Origin of the sequence: Providencia rettgeri, from assembly GCF_023205015.1 — a bacterium.
GTDB lineage: Bacteria > Pseudomonadota > Gammaproteobacteria > Enterobacterales > Enterobacteriaceae > Providencia > Providencia rettgeri_E.
Map to the genome: position 1 here is coordinate 3588676 of NZ_CP096258.1, position 19902 is coordinate 3608577.

The window sequence follows — 19902 nt, forward strand, 5'->3', positions numbered from 1 at the left end:
ACGCTGCAACTTGAAGTAGGACGAGTAAAAAGAGATTAGCCCGCTTTTGCGGAATCAAAGTCAATATTTATAGGACCATTATGAAGAATTGGAGAACGCTTATTCTGGGACTGATGTTCGCAAGCTCCACTGCTTTGGCTGCGCCTCAGCAAATGGATAAAGTGGCTGCGGTCGTCAACAACGGTGTTGTGCTGGAAAGTGACGTCCAGAATATGATCAACACGGTAAAACTGAATGCTCAGAACGCACGTCAACAGGTGCCTGATGATCAAACTCTGCGTCATCAGATCCTTGAGCGTCTCGTTATGGATAACATCATTTTGCAAATGGCTAGCCAAATGCAAATCAATATTCCAGATGAAGCTGTGGACGCAACTATTACTGATATCGCTCGTCAAAACGGTTTAACACTGCAGCAAATGCAACAACGTTTAACCGCAGATGGCATCAATATGAATCAGTATCGTAGCGAAATTCGTAAAGAGATGCTGATTGCTGAAGTGCGTAACAATGAAGTTCGCCGCCGTGTTACCATTTTACCTCAAGAAGTTGATTCTCTTGCTGAGCAAATGAGCTCACAAGCAAATTACGAAATGGGAGTGAATTTAAGCCATATTTTGATCCCATTATCTGAAAACCCAACACAAGAGCAGCTAAAAACCGCTGAAGCATTAGTGGACAAAATTTTAGCTGAACTGAAAAAAGGTGGAGATTTCGGTAAATTAGCTATCGCTTATTCCGCAGACCCGCAAGCGCTGAAAGGCGGTAATATGGGTTGGTCACGCCTACAAGAATTACCCGTTGTCTTTGCTGAGCAACTGAAAAATGCGAAAAAAGGCGATATTGCAGGCCCAATTCGTTCCGGTGTCGGCTACCATATTTTACGTGTTAACGATGTCAGTGGTGGCAGCCAACCTATTTCTGTCACTGAAGTGAAAGCGCGCCACATCTTGATTAAGTCATCTCCAATTATGGATGATGCACAAGCAAGACAAAAACTAACTCAAATTGCTCAGGAAATTCGTTCAGGCAAAATCTCATTTGAAGATGCTGCAAAAGAAAATTCTGAAGACCCAGGCAGTGCGTTAAAAGGCGGTGAATTAGGTTGGAATATGCCTGATGTCTATGACCCAGCTTTCCGTGATGCATTAATGAGACTGAATAAAGGCGAACTCAGTCAGCCTGTTCAATCAAATTTTGGTTGGCACTTAATTCAATTAGAAGACACTCGTAACGTTGATAAAACAGATGCGGCGCAAAAAGATCAAGCTTACCGTTTACTGTTTAACCGTAAATTTAACGAAGAAGCACAAAGCTGGATGCAAGAACAACGCGCTTCCGCTTACGTGAAAATGGTTGATGGACGTGACAGCCAATCTACAGATGAAAAAACAAATTAAGCCTATTGTTATCACCCCCGGCGAGCCAGCCGGGGTTGGTCCAGACCTACTTATTCAGCTAGCTCAACAGCAATGGCCTGTTGAGTTGGTTGCTTGTGCCGATCCTGATTTATTACGCCAACGTGCCAAAGCGCTAAATTTGCCTCTGACATTAATTGAATACTCCCCCAATTCAATTGGTCAAGTACAGCCTGCAGGTCACTTATCCGTTCTACCAGTTCAGTTGGCAGCGGTAGCAAAAGCAGGTGAACTCAACGTTGATAATGGCCAATATGTTGTGGAGAGCTTAGCAAAAGCATGTGATGGCTGTTTAAATGGTGAATTTTCAGCGCTTGTTACAGGTCCCGTACATAAAGGGATTATTAATGATGCAGGCATGTCATTCAGTGGCCACACAGAATTTTTTGCGCAACGAGGCGGCTGTGAACGCGTTGTTATGATGCTAGCTACCGAGGAACTGCGTGTTGCATTAGCCACGACACATCTGCCACTCAAAGACGTGTCGGACGCTATTACCCAACAAAGCCTTCATGAAGTTATCACCATTTTGCACCATGATTTACAAACCAAATTTGGTATTGAAAAACCGGCCATCTATGTTTGTGGTTTAAATCCACATGCAGGGGAAGGCGGCCATATGGGTACCGAAGAAATTGATACGATAGAGCCTGCACTTGAAAGCCTACGAGCAAAAGGAATGAATTTGATTGGGCCATTGCCTGCGGATACCCTATTTCAAGCTAAGTATTTAGACCATGCAGATGCAGTGTTAGCAATGTATCACGATCAGGGCCTTCCTGTGTTAAAATACCAAGGTTTTGGCAGAGCGGTGAATATCACTCTCGGCCTGCCTTTTATCCGTACCTCAGTCGACCATGGGACAGCTCTTGAACTCGCAGGTACGGGTCATGCTGATGCGGGAAGTTTTATTACCGCATTAAAATTAGCTATCCAAATGACATCTAAGAATACATGAATAATCGAGTCCATCAGGGGCATTTTGCCCGCAAACGTTTCGGGCAGAACTTTTTAACTGACCAATTTATTATCGACAGCATCGTGGATGCCATGAACCCGCTACCGGGTCAGTCCATTGTAGAGATTGGCCCCGGCTTAGGTGCCTTAACCGAGCCTGTCGGCAGCCGAATCGATAAAATGACTGTCGTTGAACTTGACCGTGACCTTGCAGCACGTTTACACGTTCATCCTCAACTAAAAGATAAATTAACTATCATTCAGCAAGATGCAATGACAGTGGATTTTGGTGAATTAGCCAAACAAGCAGGCCAGCCTCTGCGCGTCTTTGGTAACTTGCCTTACAACATCTCCACACCGTTAATGTTTCACTTATTCACATTCACCAATTCTATTTCTGACATGAATTTCATGTTACAAAAAGAAGTGGTGAATCGTCTAGTTGCAGGTCCAGGCAGCAAAGCCTTTGGACGCTTGAGTGTTATGGCGCAATATTATTGCAACGTGGTGCCTGTGTTGGAAGTACCACCAACCGCATTTACACCAGCACCAAAAGTGGATTCTGCCATTGTTAGGTTGATCCCTCACCGCGAAAATCCATACCCGGTAAAAGATATTAAATTTTTAAGTCGTATTACCACACAAGCTTTCAACCAACGCCGTAAAACGATCCGTAACAGTTTAGGGGACTTATTCAGTGTTGAAGAGCTAACCGAACTGGGTATTGACTTAAGCACCCGAGCAGAAAATATTTCTGTTGAACAATATTGTAAAATGGCAAACTATCTCTCTAACCGTTCAGAATAGTCAGTTGAAGGAGGCACTATGCTTAATGAGCCAAATGTAAGCATCCAAGTTCAGAGTGTCTATATAGAAAGCCAATCTCAACCCGATATTGCGCGATATGTGTTTGCTTACACAATCTGCATTCGTAATTTAGGGCGAGAGCCTATCCAACTAATGAGCCGCTATTGGCTCATTACTAACAGTGATGGCCATAAAACCGAAGTTCAAGGTGAAGGTGTAGTGGGTGAACAACCCCTTATTCCACCAGGAAAAGAATATCGTTATACCAGTGGCGCAATCCTTGAAACACCAATGGGTACGATGGAAGGTTATTATGTGATGATAAGCACACAAGGGGACAGTTTCCACGTTGATATCCCAGCTTTTCGTCTTGCTATCCCAACACTGATTAATTAATTATGTCGACATATTTAGTAGGTGATATTCACGGTTGTTATCATGAGCTCCGTGACTTGATGGAAAGTGTCCATTTTGATCCAACCAAAGACACATTATGGTTAACTGGTGATCTCATTGCCCGCGGAACTCAATCACTGCAAGTTTTACGCTATGTAAAAAGCCTTGGTTCTGCCGCTCGTTTAGTGCTTGGTAACCATGACCTCCATTTGTTAGGGATTTACTGTAAAATCAGCCGTAATAAACCCAAAGATCACCTCGATGAGTTATTACATGCACCGGATCTTGACGAACTGATCAACTGGTTACGTCGTCAGCCTTTATTACAAATTGATGAAGAAAAAAAGATCTTGATGACTCATGCTGGTATAACACCACAATGGGATCTCGAAACGGCACGCATGTGTGCAAGAGATGTTGAAGCGGTGCTGTCTAGTGATGCCTATCCATTATTCATCGACTCCATGTATGGTGACATGCCAAATAACTGGTCTGAAAGCTTAATGGGGCTAGCGCGTTTGCGTTTTAGTACTAATGCGTTAACACGTTTGCGCTACTGTTTCCCGAACGGGCAGTTAGATATGATTTGTAAGGAAAACCCGAAAAAAGCGCCGGCTCCACTAAAACCCTGGTTTGATCTACCAAGCCAAATTCCCGATGATTATTCGGTATTTTTTGGCCACTGGGCCTCGCTCGAAGGGAAATGCACCCCCGATAACGTCTATGCTTTAGATACAGGATGCTGTTGGGGAGGAGATTTAACGCTATTCCATTGGGAAACCAAACAATATCACCGACAAAAGTCATATCAGAAAAGCCGCAAAGAATAGTTTTTTGTATGGTTAACCACAAGTTATAACAAAATGGCGCCATTAAGCGCCATTTTTGTACTCACACCAAAAGTTATGCTCTTTTGGTTAGGATCTCAAAACAATAACCATGGGTATTGTTTTCGTCAGCTTCATGATATTCCGTAAAGATAGAGTCCCACTCATCGGGCTCATAAGCTGGAAAATGGGTATCTCCGATAACTTCGGCATCTACGTGCGTCAAGTAAAGCTTGTTCGCAAGTGGCAGGAACTGCTGGTAAATTTTGCCACCACCAATGACCATAACTTCATCATTACCTTCAACGGCTTGTGCCGCCGCCAATGCCTCTTCAATTGAAGTGACCCAAATAACATCAGAATCAGTCCCAGGCGCACTGCTTAATACAATGTTTACACGTTGTGGTAATGGGCGCCCAATTGATTCGTAAGTAACACGCCCCATAATAACCGGTTTATTTAGCGTATTTCGTTTGAACCACGCAAGGTCCCCCGGTAAATTCCAAGGCATCGCTTTTTCCATGCCGATAACCTGATCGATCGCCATTGCTGCGATTAAGCTAATATTCATCTATTCACCTTAGAAACAAGATATAAAAATTGAGCACACTATACGGAAAGAGAATTGTTTCGTCGACTAAATTTAAGCTTCCTTAAACAGCTTTGAATCACTTATACTCGAATTGATAAACTTACGACTAAAAATAACATTTAAAAACAAAATGCCCCCTCTAATATCAGCCTAAATGTGAGTATTTAGCCGGTCATTTTTATTTGCCAACATTAAACGGGAAAAGAGATTATAACATGTACGAAACGAGTATTATGGTTGCGACCATCGCTGCACTCGGTATGCTTTCTCCAGGGCCTGACTTCTTTTTAATTGTCAAAAACTCAGCTCGCTACCAACGCTCTGCGGCATTAATGTCTGCATGTGGTGTGATAGTCGCGATCGCTTTGCATATGTCTTACTGCGTTGCTGGTCTTGCTGTGTTAATCACGACCACTCCTTGGCTATTTAATATTTTAAAATATGCAGGTGCGGCCTATTTGGTTTGGATCGGTATTAAAAGTTTACTCCCACAATCAAGCCACTTCGTTGATTTAGCAACGGGTAAACATGAAGTGGTTTCATTTAAAAAAGCCTTTATGCAAGGTTTTCTCTGTAATGTATTAAATCCCAAAGCCACGTTGTTCTTTTTAGCGGTCTTTACCCAAGTACTCGATATTAATTCTACTGTCGGTGAGAAGCTGTGGTTTGCCTTTATTATTTGGGGATTAGCCGTTATCTATTGGCCGATTTTAGTTTTCTTAATCCAAAGCGCCCCTGTAAGAAAAGGCCTAGCAAAAGTACAAAAATATGTTGATAGAGTCCTTGGCGTGGTATTAATCGCTTTCGGTATTCGCGTTGCGCTGAGCTAACTTTATTCGCCCTCATCAAAAAGCAGGCTAAACGCCTGCTTTTTGAATATTCAATATTGTTATAATGATTATCATTGCATGGTGTCTTGCGGTGCGACCACCATTTGCCCTGCCGAGCCTAAATCCGCCTTCTCTAAATTATGACTATAGAATAAGAATGGAAAATGGTTATAGGAGGGTTGCATCATTTGTACTAATAATTCGACTCGGCCATCAACCCACACCGTATCTTTCCAACCATAATCTTCTGCCGGTGTTGGCTTGCCATTGCGATTTAGCACCTTAAAGCGCACGCCTTCAATATGAAACGCTTGCGGTTCATTCGTCGTCACCACCCAACGTTCCCAGTTACCTTGGCGACTTGAGAAATCAACCCTGTTTGTATCAATGGTCGCATTATTAATACCCAAGCCATCATTAAGATGAATATTACGTTGTGTGATACTGGATGTGACTTGCGTTTTATCTTCAACTAATTGTGTCGGTAAGCCATCTGTTACCAATGACATCAAACCTGTCGCTTTGATGGTTAATACATTAGTTGAAATTAAACTGTTCGATGGCTCAAATAGCCCTTTTAAACGGTCCATAAAGGTAGCCGACTCACCCGCAGTAATCGTTAACTCCTGCGTTTTCGCCATATCAATCAAGACTTCTCGTCGTTCACCCGGCGCTAATGGCAGTTCCTGAACACTCACAGGGACAGTTAGCAAACCTTGGTCTGACGCAATTAACGAAAATGGGCGCCCATCACTGATTTTCATTACATAATGACGGGAGTTCGACGCATTTAATAACCGTAAACGCACCCATCCTCGAGAGACCTCAACATAAGGATTTTGCACACCGTTTACAAGTAATGTATCGCCTAAAAATCCATGTTCATTTGCTTTGTATTCAGGGGTGCCAAAATTATCCAAACGCTTATCTTGAATAATGATAGGAAAATCATCGACACCATAATGTTTAGGTAAGCGCAAATTTTTCGTCACGTCATCTTCAATGATCCACATACCCAATAAGCCATTATAGACTTGTTCACCCATTTTTCCTTGAGTGTTGGCATGATACCAAAGCGTTGCCGCGTTTTGGCGTATTGGGATCACCGGAGACCAGTCTGCATTAGGTGAAATTAACCTTGCCGCTCCACCAATTTGTGTTCCTGGTATTTGCAACCCACTGATTGTCATCGAAACCGCTTCAGGTAAGCGATTACTATAAATCAGTTTAATATCATCACCATTTTTTACTTTGACTGTCGGCCCAGGGGAAGAACCATTTACTCCCCAAATATCAGCCGAATATTTTCCATCAAAAGACCAATGAATTTTTTGTAATGTTAAAAATAATGGCTGTCCCGACCGTGATTCTAATAACGGTGGCACAGGTAAAACTGTCGCCCCTTCTGCACTCGCATAAATAGGTGCATAAGACAAACATAGAGCCATCCCTGCCGCTATCAGGGTTTGGCATCGATTGAATGACATAAATTCTCCGCTAAACAAAATTCCAGCGCATTTTATTATTTAATATTATAAATTTTCAGCCAATAAGATGGCTAATTTCAGGTTGGCGCTAGTAATATAACTACTTAGATGCAACAACTTAAGACCATAATAATTTGTGAGCCATGATATCGCGAAAAAATGCTAAATTCTAAAAATATCTATCTAATATGTAAAAATTTAATTAATAGAATTATAAATAGTAAGGTAAGTAATTAAAAAGGGAAGATAAGAAGAGTAGACGATAATCAAGTCGGTGTATTCTGTGTTCAACCTAAAAAAATAGGCAATATTTATATATTGCCTATTTTTAAAATAAATTCAATTAGTTAGGGTTATTTCCCTTGCTTTGCCATTTCTTCAACCTCGAGATCGAGTTCTTTAATTTTTGCTTCCATTAAAGCATGGCAATGTTCAGATAATTCCCTCACTTGCTCTCGACTATAACGCGATGTATCGATCGGGTCTAACATTTCAATAATGACACTACCGTTATTCCAACGGTTTAACTTAATTTTACCTTGTGTACTCGAAACGCAAACAGGCACAATCGGTACCCCTGCGGCAATCGCGGCATGAAATGCCCCCGTTTTAAATGGCAGTAAACCACGGCCACGACTGCGAGTGCCTTCGGGGAACATCCATACCGAAATTTTACGTTTTTTAATCTGGTCAGCAACCTGCGTGATTGTGTTATGAGCTTTAGAACGATTAGCACGGTCAATTAAAATATTACCCGTGATCCAGTACAAAAAGCCAAAAAAGGGTATATAAACCAAGCTTTTTTTACCCACAGTTACCGTTCTAGGTTGCACCCCATTCGACATAGTCACCATGTCATAATTGTTTTGGTGATTACCAATATAAATACTCGGGCCATAGCGCTTCGCTTTCTCAGGGACGCGATTGATGATGTTAATCCCAAAAACGACGGATAGCCGCCCAAACATGTGACCAAATGTCATTACGTGTTTTGGGTTACGTGGGCTAAATAGGCAATAGATCCCGCCCCCTATACATACTGCAATCGTATAAATAATAACAATGATCGCTCTAATAAGCGCTAACATACTAACCCCAAATTGTAAGAGACTTTTCAGCCCATGATGAATATAACCTGCTTATAAACCTTTTGAAGTCTATAACTCAAAAGGTTTATAAGGCTTTTCTTTACTAATTATTCACTATCTACTGGCTCAATATCAATACGCTCAATATTGTGCATTCCGCGCGGTAACGATGTCCCTTTACGGCCACGTTCTGAGCGATATTTTTGTAAGTCTTCCGCTTTAAACTTCAGCTTCCGCTTACCGAAATGCAAGGTCATTGATGCCCCTACAGGTAAAATCATCAACCAAGTCAATAAATCATCGCCAGTTGCCGCTTGTGCGCCGGCAATATTGATAATTTTATTCCCTTTACCTTTCGAAAGCTGAGGTAGATCTGCCACAGGGAAGATTAACATACGCCCTGCTTTGGTAATTGCCAACAGCAAATCTTCTTGCTCATTATGCAATTCAATAGGTGCCAATACTTTTGCATTTTCAGGTAAAGAAATTAAGGCTTTACCTGTTTTATTTTTAGTGACTAAGTCGTTGAAGGTACAAATAAAACCGTAACCTGCATCCGAAGCCATTAAATATTTTTGGTCGTCAGGCGCCATTAATACATGTTCAATGGTTGCGCCAGGTGGCAAGGTTAGCTTACCGGTTAAAGGCTCTCCCTGACTGCGTGCAGATGGCAATTCCAGCGGGTCAATGGAATAACTGCGCCCTGTAGTATCAAGGAACACGGCAGCTTGGTTTGACTTACCTCGCGCAGCCCCTTTAAAGCCATCTCCTGCTTTATAGTTCAGATTAGTCGGCTCGATATCATGCCCTTTAGCACTACGTACCCACCCCATATCAGAAAGCACAACGGTAATTGGTTCTGACGGTAAAATCTCATGTTCGCTCATGGCTTTCGCTTCTTCGCGTTCATGCAGTGGGGAGCGACGGTCATCACCGTAATCTTTGGCGTCGGCTTGAATTTCTTTTTTAATCAACGTATTTAAACGTCTTTCAGACCCAAGGATCGCTTGTAAGTCATCGCGCTCTTTGGCTAACTCATCTTGGTCGCCACGAATTTTCATTTCCTCAAGTTTGGCTAAATGACGTAATTTTAACTCTAAAATAGCTTCAGCTTGAGTGTCACTAATATTAAAACGCGACATGAGAACCGCTTTTGGTTCATCCTCTGTACGAATAATTTCAATGACTTCATCAATATTCAGGTAGGCGATTAATAAACCATCTAAAATATGTAAGCGTCTTAATACTTTTTCTAACCGATGATTTAAGCGGTTACGCACAGTTTGGCGACGGTAAGCAATCCACTCATTTAAGATCTCAACGAGCCCTTTCACCGCAGGTCGGTTATCTAAACCAATCATATTAAGGTTAACGCGGTAGCTACGCTCTAAATCCGTTGTCGCAAATAAGTGTGTCATCACTTGTTCAAGATCAACGCGATTACTACGTGGAACTATCACTAAACGTGTTGGGTTTTCATGGTTGGATTCATCACGTAAATCTTCAACCATCGGTAGTTTCTTCGCACGCATTTGGCTGGCAATTTGTTCCAGTACTTTTGCACCTGAAACTTGATGAGGTAATGCCGTGATCACCGCATTACCATCTTCTTTTTCCCACACCGCACGCATACGTACAGAACCGCGTCCATTTTGATAAATCTTACGGATATCATCACGGGAAGAAATAATTTCTGCTTCCGTTGGGAAATCTGGTCCCGGCACAAATGCCATGATGTCATCAAGATTTAGCGTAGGTTTATCCAGTAAAGCAACCAAAGCTTGAGCCACTTCTCGGGCGTTATGTGGTGGAATATCTGTCGCCATCCCAACCGCAATACCCGTGGTTCCGTTTAACAGAATATTCGGCAAACGCGCAGGCAACATTTTTGGCTCATTTAGCGTACCATCAAAGTTTGGTACCCAATCCACAGTGCCATGGCCAAGTTCGCTGAGTAAAACTTCAGCATATTTTGATAAACGTGATTCGGTATAACGCATGGCTGCGAACGATTTAGGGTCATCGGGTGCCCCCCAGTTCCCTTGGCCATCCACCAGCGGGTAACGGTAAGAAAATGGCTGTGCCATCAATACCATCGCTTCATAACAAGCGATATCACCATGCGGGTGATATTTACCGAGAACATCGCCCACCGTTCTGGCGGACTTTTTGTATTTCGCAGTGTTGCTTAAGCCAAGTTCTGACATTGCATACACAATACGGCGCTGAACAGGTTTAAGCCCATCGCCAATAAATGGTAATGCCCTATCCATGATGACGTACATCGAATAGTTCAGATAGGCATTTTCAGTGAAGGCGTGTAGCGGTAAACGCTCTACACCATCATGAGTAATTTCACTCATTCAATTCGTTCCTTTCTCATCGCAATTCGGATATTAGACATCAATTTCAGCCATATCGCCTTTCTCTTGCAGCCAATTACGGCGGTCTTCCGAACGTTTTTTCGCCAGAAGCATGTCCATCACAGCAAGAGTTTGTTGGTAGTTTTCATCATCGATAATTAGCTGTACAAGACGACGAGTATTTGGATCTAATGTGGTTTCACGTAATTGCAGTGGGTTCATTTCACCCAGCCCTTTAAAGCGCTGAACATTGGGTTTACCTCGCTTGCGGCTAAGGCGGTCAAGCACAGCATTTTTTTCGCTTTCATCAAGGGCGTAAAACGTTTCTTTACCTAAATCAATGCGGTATAGCGGTGGCATTGCCATATAGACATGCCCTGCTTTAACGAGTGTTGGGAAATGACGGACAAATAACGCACATAATAGTGTCGCAATGTGTAAGCCATCGGAGTCCGCATCCGCAAGGATACAAATTTTCCCATAGCGCAATTGGCTAAGGTCTTCACTATCAGGGTCTATTCCAATAGCCACAGAGATGTCATGCACCTCTTGGGAGGCTAAAACCTCATCGGAAGACACTTCCCACGTATTGAGGATTTTACCGCGCAACGGCATGATAGCTTGATATTCACGGTCACGCGCTTGTTTTGCAGACCCCCCAGCGGAGTCCCCTTCAACAAGAAACAGCTCCGTCATACTTAGATCTTGCGAGCTACAGTCGGCCAATTTACCCGGCAATGCAGGGCCACTGGTGAGTTTTTTACGCACCACTTTTTTCGCCGCACGCATTCTACGTTGTGCGCTAGAAATGGCCATTTCTGCAAGCTGTTCAGCCACTTGCACGTTCTGATTAAGCCATAAACTGAAGGCATCTTTCACCACCCCCGAAACAAAGGCGGCACATTGACGAGAAGACAGGCGCTCTTTGGTTTGCCCAGCAAATTGTGGATCTTGCATTTTAACGGAAAGCACATAGGTACAGCGCTCCCAAATATCATCTGCTGAGAGCTTAACACCGCGAGGCAATATATTACGGAACTCGCAAAACTCACGCATCGCATCAAGCAACCCTTGGCGTAGCCCATTAACATGGGTTCCGCCTTGCGCTGTAGGGATAAGGTTAACGTAGCTTTCCGTGAGTAATTCACCACCTTCAGGCAACCAAAGCAGTGCCCATTGAGCGGCTTCCGTTTCCCCAGAAAATTCACCTGTAAACGGTTTTGGTGGTAACGCTTCAAGGCCGTCAATTGACTCCATGAGGTAATCGGTTAACCCATCGCTGTAGCACCAACTTTGTTCTGTATTGTTGAGCTTATCCTTAAACGTGATTTTCACGCCAGGGCATAAAACAGCTTTGGCTTTTAAGTTATGAGTTAAACGCGTTACTGAAAATCTTGGGCTATCAAAATAGCTGCCATCCGGCCAAAAATGCACGCTGGTCCCTGTGTTACGTTTGCCACAAGTCCCTAGTACATGTAAATCTTCCACCTTATCGCCGTTCTCAAAGGCAATTTGATACACTTGGCTATCACGACGAACAGTAACTTCAATACGTTTTGATAACGCATTGACAACAGAAATCCCGACACCGTGTAAACCACCTGAGAATTGGTAGTTTTTATTGGAGAATTTTCCCCCTGCATGTAATTGCCCCAAGATCAGCTCAACCGCTGACACTTTCATTTCTGGGTGAATATCGACAGGCATACCCCGCCCATCATCAATTACTTCAAGGGATTGATCGGCATGTAAAATAACCTCGATGTGGCTCGCGTGCCCCGCAAGCGCTTCATCGACGCTATTATCAATTACTTCTTGAGCCAAATGGTTCGGTCGACTGGTGTCGGTATACATCCCCGGGCGACGGCGAACAGGCTCTAAACCACTGAGGACTTCAATGGCCTCTGCGTTATAACTAGATTGAGTCATGTTGTCATTCTGCGGTAATAGGTGATTAATTGAACTATTCAATCAGTGAGTTACTGTTGATAATAACAGTGTTCATACGTTTTGACACTATTTCTCTGCCAATTGTAGGAAATCAACAATTTGAGAAAAGTAAGATTCAAAACCAATAAAGGCATGATTACCGTCAGGTTCCACAGTTTGTTTGCACTTTGAAAGATAGGCAACAGCCTCTCGATAATCAAGTACTTCATCACCCATTTGTTGTAACAACCAAATAAGATGAGGCGAAGTTAGTCTTTCAATGTATAAAGATTTTAGCTCATGGATATGCTTTTCTTCCAACACATATTGTTCATGAGTATATGGGTTTGTATTGTCGCCTAAGTAGTCTTGCAGTAAATCAAAAGGACGCACTGCGGGGTTTACGACGACAGCAGGAAGCTGATAACGCTCTGAAAACCAAATTGAAAAATAACCGCCTAGCGAAGAGCCGACTAACCCCATTTTTTCATGCTGATGCTGTTGGATAATATCATCCAACATAGCTTGGGCTTGCTGAGGGTAATTTGGCAACTGCGGTACAAGCATATTAATATGTGGATAATTCATACCAATCCATTGCTTTAAGCTATTAGCTTTAGCGGATTGAGGTGAACTATTAAAACCATGAATATAAAGTAGAGTTGACATAAGCGAATTAATAACCGTCAGAGTCAAGGTCAGGGCTAAACTCCCTTGTGTCTAAACGGTGAACGCGGGTTGTAATATGCCTTTGGCTTTGTTCATTAATACTTAATTCTAAATATCGCCAACCTGGCGCGACGGTGTCTAGCGCAAAATTAGTACAGTGAGGCTTAAACTGTACACAGGTAGAAGGCGTTGCTAACAACCGAATACCGTGCCAATTTTCATCCATTTCTTGATGAATATGGCCACATAGCATCGCTTTAACATTTGAATAGTTTTTTAAGTAGTCAGCTAAAATATGTGAATTTCTCAAACTGTGCTGATCAAGCCAAGTACAACCCGAAGCTAGAGGATGGTGATGCAGCATAATCAATGTAGTACGCTCAGGTTCAGCATCTAAGCTGGCTTTCATCCACTCTAACTGTTGCTCAGAAAGCTCGCCATGAGGTACATCTTGAAGCTGGCTATCCAGCATCAAGATTTGCCATTCATCACCAATCAAAATTTGTTTAGCACTTGAAATCCCCGCGACTCGGAGTGTTTCTACCATTGCAGGCGGGTAGTCATGATTACCAGGAAGCCATACACAAGGAGCAGGGATACGCGCAATGCCATCCGCAAAATGCTGATAAGCTTGTGGTGATTGGTCTTGAACTAAATCTCCTGTCGCAACAATTAAGTCAATTGGGAGATTTTCCTCAGTGATAGCATCAAGTACCGCCTGATAGCTTTTGTAAGTATTTACCCCTAAAAGCGTATTTTCTGTATTAGCGAAAAGATGCGTATCAGTAACCTGTAAAATTCTCACAATTTTAGAGTTCTTTGCAGTCACTTCAAGCTGGCTGTCCAAAAGTATTCCTTTTCCTTAAATATTATTTAGTACCTAATCTATTTATTACAACTATATAAAAGCTAAACACACTTACAACTATCTTAAAACTTTACTTTCTAACTTTCTGCTAATCAGCACACACTTCACCAGATTAATCGGTATTTAAAACGATTTCATCCACTTTTCATGTAGCTTTTGATAGTGGAGTTGTAACCATTGAATCGCAATAACTGTCGCGGCATTATCAATAGTGCCGTCTTCAACCCATTGATATGCTTGTACTCGGCTGACCACATGTACACGAATATCTTCATTTTCTGACGCGAGCCCATGCACACCTTTCGCTTGGCTACTATCGACTTCACCGATAAATACATGCATGCGCTCAGTTGTCCCGCCAGGGCTAGAAAGATAACTTAGCGCTTTTTCAGTTCGACCAATAACCAACCCAGCTTCTTCAACAGCTTCGCGGCGAATAACTTCTTCGGGTGATTCATTCTGCTCTATCATTCCCGCAACGGCTTCGAGCAACCAAGGTGTTTCACTCGTTTCGATAGCAGGTAACCTAATTTGTTCAATTAAAACAACGCTATCTGTTTTTGGGTCATAGGGTAAAACCACACCTGCATGGCCCCGCTCAAAAACTTCACGGCGAATTTCTTTACTCCATCCGCCCGCGAAGAGGCGATGACGAAATTGATATTCAACCATTTGAAAAAAACCGTTAAATAATTTACGCTTGGATATAATTTCAACATCATTTTTGCCGTATTTAATTGGCTGCTCTATTTGTTTTGTCATTTCATTCTCCAAACTCAATTATTCCATCTTAAGGAAATAATTGTGGATTAAAACAGTTTTTGAGGTTTTTTAACCTTAGATGAGGTAATGTTTAATAAATTGAGACAAAATGGCACAAAAGGCTACCGTTAATAGAAGTGATACTCTGTTACAATAAGCGCCATTATTCAAATCAAAGAGCAACATAGTGTCTGTTTTTAATAACTGTCTCTAAAACGGATAATTTAACATCTATCGCCTAGTTAGGCATGGTACGTTTTAGACAACAGACTCAACTTAATTTGCTGTTTAATCAAGGAATCAAAATGAAGAAACTGCTTCCCCTTTTAATTTCGATGAGTTTTGTGGGTCTCAGTACCAATAGCTTTGCAGAAGATTTACTACAGGTTTACCAAAAATCCAAAGAAAGTAATCCTGAATTAAGGAAATCATTAGCTGAACGTAATCAAGCTTTTGAAAAAATTAATGAATCTCGCAGCCCATTATTGCCACAATTAGGTTTAGGTGCGGGCGCTAGCTACGGCAGTGGTTACCGCGATGCAAGAAACACTGAAAGCACAGGTTTAAATGCTTCATTAAAGCTAACTCAAGTTGTGTTTGATATGTCTAAATGGCGCCAATTGACTATCCAAGAAAAAACAGCGGGTATTTCCGATGTCACCTATCAAACAAGCCAACAGCAATTAATTTTAAATACTGCAACTGCGTATTTTAACGTCTTAAAAGCGATTGACGCGTTATCTTATATTGAAGCAAATAAAGAAGCGGTTTATCGCCAATTAGACCAAGTTACACAACGCTTTAACGTGGGCCTTGTTGCCATTACTGACGTGCAAAACGCCCGTGCAAACTATGATAGCGTTATTGCACAAGAAGTTGCAGGCCGTAACGAGTTAGAAAATGCGATTGAAAAACTGCGTCAAGTCAGTGGCGTGTACTACAACCAACTCGCTTCTTTAAATATCGACCGCTTTAAAACCAATGAGCTGGGCGATATCAACGCTATCCTAAAAGAAGCCGAAGAGCGTAACCTCAGCCTGTTGAGCGCACGTTTAGCACAAGATGTTTCTCGAGAAAACATCCGTTTAGCTGAAACAGGTCACATGCCAACGGTTAACTTAGATGCATCTACTAGCGTTGCAAATACCTATCAGCATGGCAGCGGTTATAACACGCCATATGGTGGTGGGGCGACCAACAGCTATAATGGACAAAATAGCATTGGCTTAAATTTAAGCATTCCACTGTATACTGGTGGTGCAGTCAGTTCTCAGGTTGAACAAGCACAATATGGTTTCCAAGGTGCGAGCGAACAACTAGAAAGCGTTTATCGCAATGTGGTTCAGTTAGTTCGTTCATCATTTAATAACGTATCATCGTCAATCAGTAGTATTAATGCTTACAAACAAGTCGTTGTTTCCGCACAAAGCTCACTAGATGCAATGGAAGCTGGCTACCAGGTAGGAACTCGTACAATTGTTGACGTATTGACAGCAACAACCGCGCTATACCAAGCGAAACAAAATCTGTCTAATGCTCGTTACGATTACATGATTAACCAACTGAATATCGAATTTGCTCGTGGTACGTTGAACGAAGACGATATTGCACGTTTGAATGCGAACTTAGGTAAAGAGATTTCAACCTCTGCAACTAGTATTATTCGTAGTACCAATGCGCCAAAAATGAACTAAAATTCTTAGTTTATTTGAAAATGATATAATGACCCGCTTATATAGCGGGTTATTTTTTGAAGGAAGCCAAGTAAATCGGTTAGAATTGCGAATTTGTACTAATTGGCCCGCTTACAACCCCTTTTCATTATCCTATGGCACAAATTCAGTGAATTCTCACTCTGTTCACTACGTTTTAGAACAAAAAATAACCTGTAGTTAATTTATTGATATCAAATAAAAATATTATTTTCCTCTTCAATAAATACCATGCTAATTAGAAAAAAATAGCAGAAAGTTATCAAAATGATAAATTCAACCCATTTCTCCTATATTTCTGCTTTAATTTTCAGCGGTTATCCCCTATCCTAGAGCTAACATCTAAAAACATCTTACTTAATTAAATTCAGGGTAATTACCATGACCATGAAGCGTACCAAAGATATTAATCAGAGCGCCTTCCGTAAGTCTTGGCGTTCATACCGTTTAGCGCCTGTGGCTGTCGCGGTCAGTGCCGTATTTATGCTTTCCGCTTGTGAAGAAAGCGATGAAACTGTATCACTGTACACCAACGCGCAAGATTGTAGCCAAGCGAACCCATCACAAGCCGAACAGTGCACCGTCGCTTACAATAATGCACTACAAGAAGCCGCTAAAACTGCACCTAAATATGAAACTCAGGCTGACTGTATTGCTGAGTTTGGTGAATCTATGTGTACTCAAGCCCCTGCTCAAGCGGGCCTTGCAGGCACTAGCTCAACAAATGGTGAACAAACCGCCCAAGCACAAAGCAGTGGCGGTAGTATGTGGATGCCATTAATGATGGGTTATATGATGGGCCGTATGATGGGCGGTAGCGCTGCATCACAACCATTATTCAGCTCGAAAAACCCAGCGAGCCCAGCCAACGGTAAATTTGTTGACGCTTCAGGTAAAAGCTATGGTCCTGCTGTTGCAGGTGGTCGTTCAATGAGCGTACCAAAAACCGCCATGGCACCTAAGCCACCAACAACTTCAACCGTGACTCGTGGCGGTTTTGGTGACACCGTCAATAAACAAGCGATGGCACAACGTTCATCTTCTTCTGCAAAATCAACTTCTTCCCGTTCGATGGGTGGTTGATAAGTAATGAAACGAGTTCCTATAGTAGAGCGCCCAAACTGGCGCGAAAAAGCTTCTGAGTTTGGCTTTGAATTTCACACTATGTATGGTGAGCCTTATTGGTCAGAAGACGCGTATTACCAATTCACGATGGCACAAATTGAAGAAATCGAAGATGCAACCGAGCAGTTGCATCAAATGTGCCTAAAAGTGGTTGAACGTGTTGTTGAAAGCGATGAGTTAATGGCGCGTTTTCAGATCCCTAAACATTGTTGGGAGTTTGTTCGCAGTTCATGGAAAAGCGAGCAACCTTCGTTATATTCTAGGCTTGACCTTGCTTACGATGGTATTAACCCCCCTAAGCTTTTAGAAAATAACGCGGATACTCCAACTTCATTGTATGAGTCTGCATTTTTCCAATGGATCTGGTTAGAAGATCAAATTGAAGCAGGGAAATTACCTGAAAATGCCGATCAGTTTAATAGTATTCAAGAGCAGCTGATCGAGCGCTTTACGCAATTAAAAGATCAGTATGGCTTCCGCTTGCTGCATATGTCTTGTTGCCGTGACACAGAAGAAGATCGCGGTACCGTTCAATATTTACAAGATTGTGCTAATGAAGCGGGGGTTGCCACTGAATTCTTATATATCGATGAAATTGGTTTAGGTGAAAAAGGCGAGTTTTCGGATACTCAGGATCAGGTGATTAGTAACCTGTTCAAATTGTATCCATGGGAATTTATGCTAAGAGAAATTTTCTCGACCAAATTGCAAGACGCTGGCGTGCGCTGGTTAGAGCCTGCATGGAAAAGTATCATTTCTAACAAGGCCTTATTGCCGATGTTATGGGAAATGTTCCCTGATCACCCAAATTTACTGCCTGCTTATTTCGCTGATGGCAAAACCCAGCCAGAACTCGAAAAATACGTTATTAAGCCACTATTTTCTCGTGAAGGTGCCAATATCCGTATCATCGAAAATGGTAAGGAAATTGCAGCGGCTGATGGTCCATACGGCGAAGAAGGCATGATTATTCAACAATTCCATCCACTTCCACAGTTTGAAGGTAGCTACACCTTAGTCGGAAGCTGGTTGGTGAATGATCAACCTGCAGGGATCTGTATTCGTGAAGATAAAGAACTGATCACTCAAGACTTATCACGCTTTTATCCACATACGATCATCGATTAATCGTATTTAAAATTAAAAGCTCAGCCCAAACATAGCAATATGATTTGGGCTTTTTTATCAATCAATTCTATTGCCGAAAAGTTTATCCTACCTGAATAGACAACATACTTAACGACGCCGACACAATTCCTTCAATCGGTGTGCTGATCTCTTCTCGCCCATCCCACGTCCCTAAAATAGGCAAAATAGGCAAGTAATGTTCTGGTGATGGATTCGATAATTTCCCATCCTCCCGTTCCAATCCTTTAGTCAGCGGATGGGGAATTTCATGACTTTGCAGATTGTCATACACAAACTTCTCAAAAGATATTGCCCATGGATACGGCTCGGCATGAGCATTTTGCCAATTCATCGCCCGCAGATTGTGTACCACGTTGCCGCTACCCATAATTAGTACACCTTCCTCTCGTAGAACCGATAACTTTTTCCCGAGATCGTAGAGCCAAGTAGCAGGTTTACTACCATCGATACTCAGCTGGATCACAGGGATATCGGCTTCTGGATACATACGCACTAAGATCTCCCATGTACCATGGTCTAACCCCCACTCTTGTTCATCAAGATAAATGGGCTCAGGAGCTAATAATGAAGCAACTTGCTGAGCTAATTCAGGAGAACCAGGAGCTGGATATTCGATTTGATACAAAGCTTCGGGGAAACCGCCAAAATCATGAATAGTTTTGGGTTTTAACATCGAAGTCACAGCAGTGCCACGCGTATACCAGTGGGCTGAAATCACCAAAATCGCAGTTGGCCGAGGTAAGATTTTACCCAGTTTCTCCCATGCTTGAGTGTAAGGATTATCCTCAATCGCATTCATAGGGCTACCATGGCCAATAAAAATGGCAGGAAGCTTATTTTTTACCACTGAAGTATTTACCGACATGATGATTTAAACTCCAACTCAATTAGTTTCTCCCCACAGCATACGCTTTTCAGCAAAA

Annotated in this window: 18 protein-coding genes; 9 read left to right on the top strand and 9 right to left on the bottom strand. The window is 42.3% G+C overall.

Features of this window, described 5'->3' with window-relative positions; genetic code table 11:
• Positions 1 to 80 precede the first annotated feature (80 nt).
• Genes surA through apaH form a run of 5 tightly spaced genes read left to right on the top strand, consistent with a single transcriptional unit; the run spans position 81 to position 4408 of the window.
• On the top strand, positions 81 to 1400 hold the full coding sequence (surA, locus tag M0M83_RS16270) for a peptidylprolyl isomerase SurA (RefSeq protein ID WP_125890325.1): 1320 nt from the start codon (positions 81 to 83) through the stop codon (positions 1398 to 1400).
• The gene (gene pdxA, locus M0M83_RS16275; RefSeq protein WP_248468461.1) at positions 1384 to 2376 is read left to right on the top strand and encodes a 4-hydroxythreonine-4-phosphate dehydrogenase PdxA; all 993 of its coding nucleotides are present in this window, start codon (positions 1384 to 1386) and stop codon (positions 2374 to 2376) included. The genes surA and pdxA overlap by 17 nt, the downstream gene beginning before the upstream one ends.
• Complete coding sequence (rsmA, locus tag M0M83_RS16280; RefSeq protein ID WP_004257672.1) at positions 2373 to 3182, top strand: 16S rRNA (adenine(1518)-N(6)/adenine(1519)-N(6))-dimethyltransferase RsmA; 810 nt, start codon at positions 2373 to 2375, stop codon at positions 3180 to 3182. Before pdxA ends, rsmA begins: the two co-directional genes overlap by 4 nt.
• Positions 3183 to 3200: 18 nt before the next feature.
• Entirely contained in the window at positions 3201 to 3578 is a 378-nt protein-coding gene (gene apaG / locus M0M83_RS16285) for a Co2+/Mg2+ efflux protein ApaG (RefSeq protein ID WP_004257676.1), read from the top strand.
• Positions 3579 to 3580: 2 nt separating this feature from the next.
• Complete coding sequence (apaH, locus tag M0M83_RS16290) at positions 3581 to 4408, top strand: bis(5'-nucleosyl)-tetraphosphatase (symmetrical) ApaH (RefSeq protein WP_125890326.1); 828 nt, start codon at positions 3581 to 3583, stop codon at positions 4406 to 4408.
• A 73-nt stretch (positions 4409 to 4481) separates the two neighbouring features.
• Here apaH and folA read toward each other — a convergent pair whose 3' ends face one another.
• Positions 4482 to 4976: a type 3 dihydrofolate reductase gene (gene folA / locus M0M83_RS16295; protein WP_125890327.1), complete on the bottom strand. Its 495-nt coding sequence runs from the start codon at positions 4974 to 4976 to the stop codon at positions 4482 to 4484.
• 236 nt (positions 4977 to 5212) lie between these two features.
• Here folA and M0M83_RS16300 point away from each other — a divergent pair, with 236 nt between their 5' ends.
• Positions 5213 to 5827, top strand: a complete 615-nt coding sequence (locus tag M0M83_RS16300) for a LysE family translocator (RefSeq protein ID WP_125890328.1) — start codon at positions 5213 to 5215, stop codon at positions 5825 to 5827.
• Between the two features lie 71 nt (positions 5828 to 5898).
• Here M0M83_RS16300 and ftsP read toward each other — a convergent pair whose 3' ends face one another.
• The 7 genes from ftsP to nudF all read right to left on the bottom strand — a co-directional run bounded on the left by ftsP (position 5899) and on the right by nudF (position 14993).
• Complete coding sequence (gene ftsP, locus M0M83_RS16305; protein WP_213913053.1) at positions 5899 to 7314, bottom strand: cell division protein FtsP; 1416 nt, start codon at positions 7312 to 7314, stop codon at positions 5899 to 5901.
• A gap of 353 nt (positions 7315 to 7667) precedes the next feature.
• Complete coding sequence (locus tag M0M83_RS16310) at positions 7668 to 8402, bottom strand: 1-acylglycerol-3-phosphate O-acyltransferase (protein ID WP_125890330.1); 735 nt, start codon at positions 8400 to 8402, stop codon at positions 7668 to 7670.
• A gap of 107 nt (positions 8403 to 8509) precedes the next feature.
• Positions 8510 to 10765: a DNA topoisomerase IV subunit A gene (gene parC / locus M0M83_RS16315; protein ID WP_248466967.1), complete on the bottom strand. Its 2256-nt coding sequence runs from the start codon at positions 10763 to 10765 to the stop codon at positions 8510 to 8512.
• Between the two features lie 33 nt (positions 10766 to 10798).
• Positions 10799 to 12694, bottom strand: coding sequence for a DNA topoisomerase IV subunit B (parE, locus tag M0M83_RS16320; RefSeq protein WP_248466968.1), 1896 nt, complete (start codon positions 12692 to 12694; stop codon positions 10799 to 10801).
• A gap of 87 nt (positions 12695 to 12781) precedes the next feature.
• Complete coding sequence (gene yqiA, locus M0M83_RS16325) at positions 12782 to 13363, bottom strand: esterase YqiA (RefSeq protein WP_213913056.1); 582 nt, start codon at positions 13361 to 13363, stop codon at positions 12782 to 12784.
• Between the two features lie 7 nt (positions 13364 to 13370).
• Positions 13371 to 14210 (bottom strand): 3',5'-cyclic-AMP phosphodiesterase, encoded by an 840-nt coding sequence (cpdA, locus tag M0M83_RS16330; RefSeq protein ID WP_213913057.1) that lies wholly within the window; start codon positions 14208 to 14210, stop codon positions 13371 to 13373.
• Positions 14211 to 14354: 144 nt separating this feature from the next.
• Positions 14355 to 14993, bottom strand: coding sequence for an ADP-ribose diphosphatase (gene nudF, locus M0M83_RS16335; protein WP_248466969.1), 639 nt, complete (start codon positions 14991 to 14993; stop codon positions 14355 to 14357).
• A gap of 305 nt (positions 14994 to 15298) precedes the next feature.
• On the opposite strand from nudF, the gene tolC reads away from it, so the two are divergent.
• The 3 genes from tolC to M0M83_RS16350 all read left to right on the top strand — a co-directional run bounded on the left by tolC (position 15299) and on the right by M0M83_RS16350 (position 18958).
• Positions 15299 to 16687, top strand: a complete 1389-nt coding sequence (gene tolC, locus M0M83_RS16340) for an outer membrane channel protein TolC (RefSeq protein ID WP_125890336.1) — start codon at positions 15299 to 15301, stop codon at positions 16685 to 16687.
• Between the two features lie 399 nt (positions 16688 to 17086).
• Positions 17087 to 17788 (top strand): DUF1190 family protein, encoded by a 702-nt coding sequence (locus M0M83_RS16345; RefSeq protein ID WP_125890337.1) that lies wholly within the window; start codon positions 17087 to 17089, stop codon positions 17786 to 17788.
• Between the two features lie 6 nt (positions 17789 to 17794).
• A complete protein-coding gene (locus tag M0M83_RS16350; protein WP_248466971.1) occupies positions 17795 to 18958 on the top strand; it encodes a glutathionylspermidine synthase family protein in 1164 nt (387 codons plus the stop codon).
• 82 nt (positions 18959 to 19040) lie between these two features.
• Here M0M83_RS16350 and ygiD read toward each other — a convergent pair whose 3' ends face one another.
• Positions 19041 to 19844, bottom strand: coding sequence for a 4,5-DOPA dioxygenase extradiol (ygiD, locus tag M0M83_RS16355; protein WP_185746825.1), 804 nt, complete (start codon positions 19842 to 19844; stop codon positions 19041 to 19043).
• Positions 19845 to 19902: the final 58 nt, after the last annotated feature.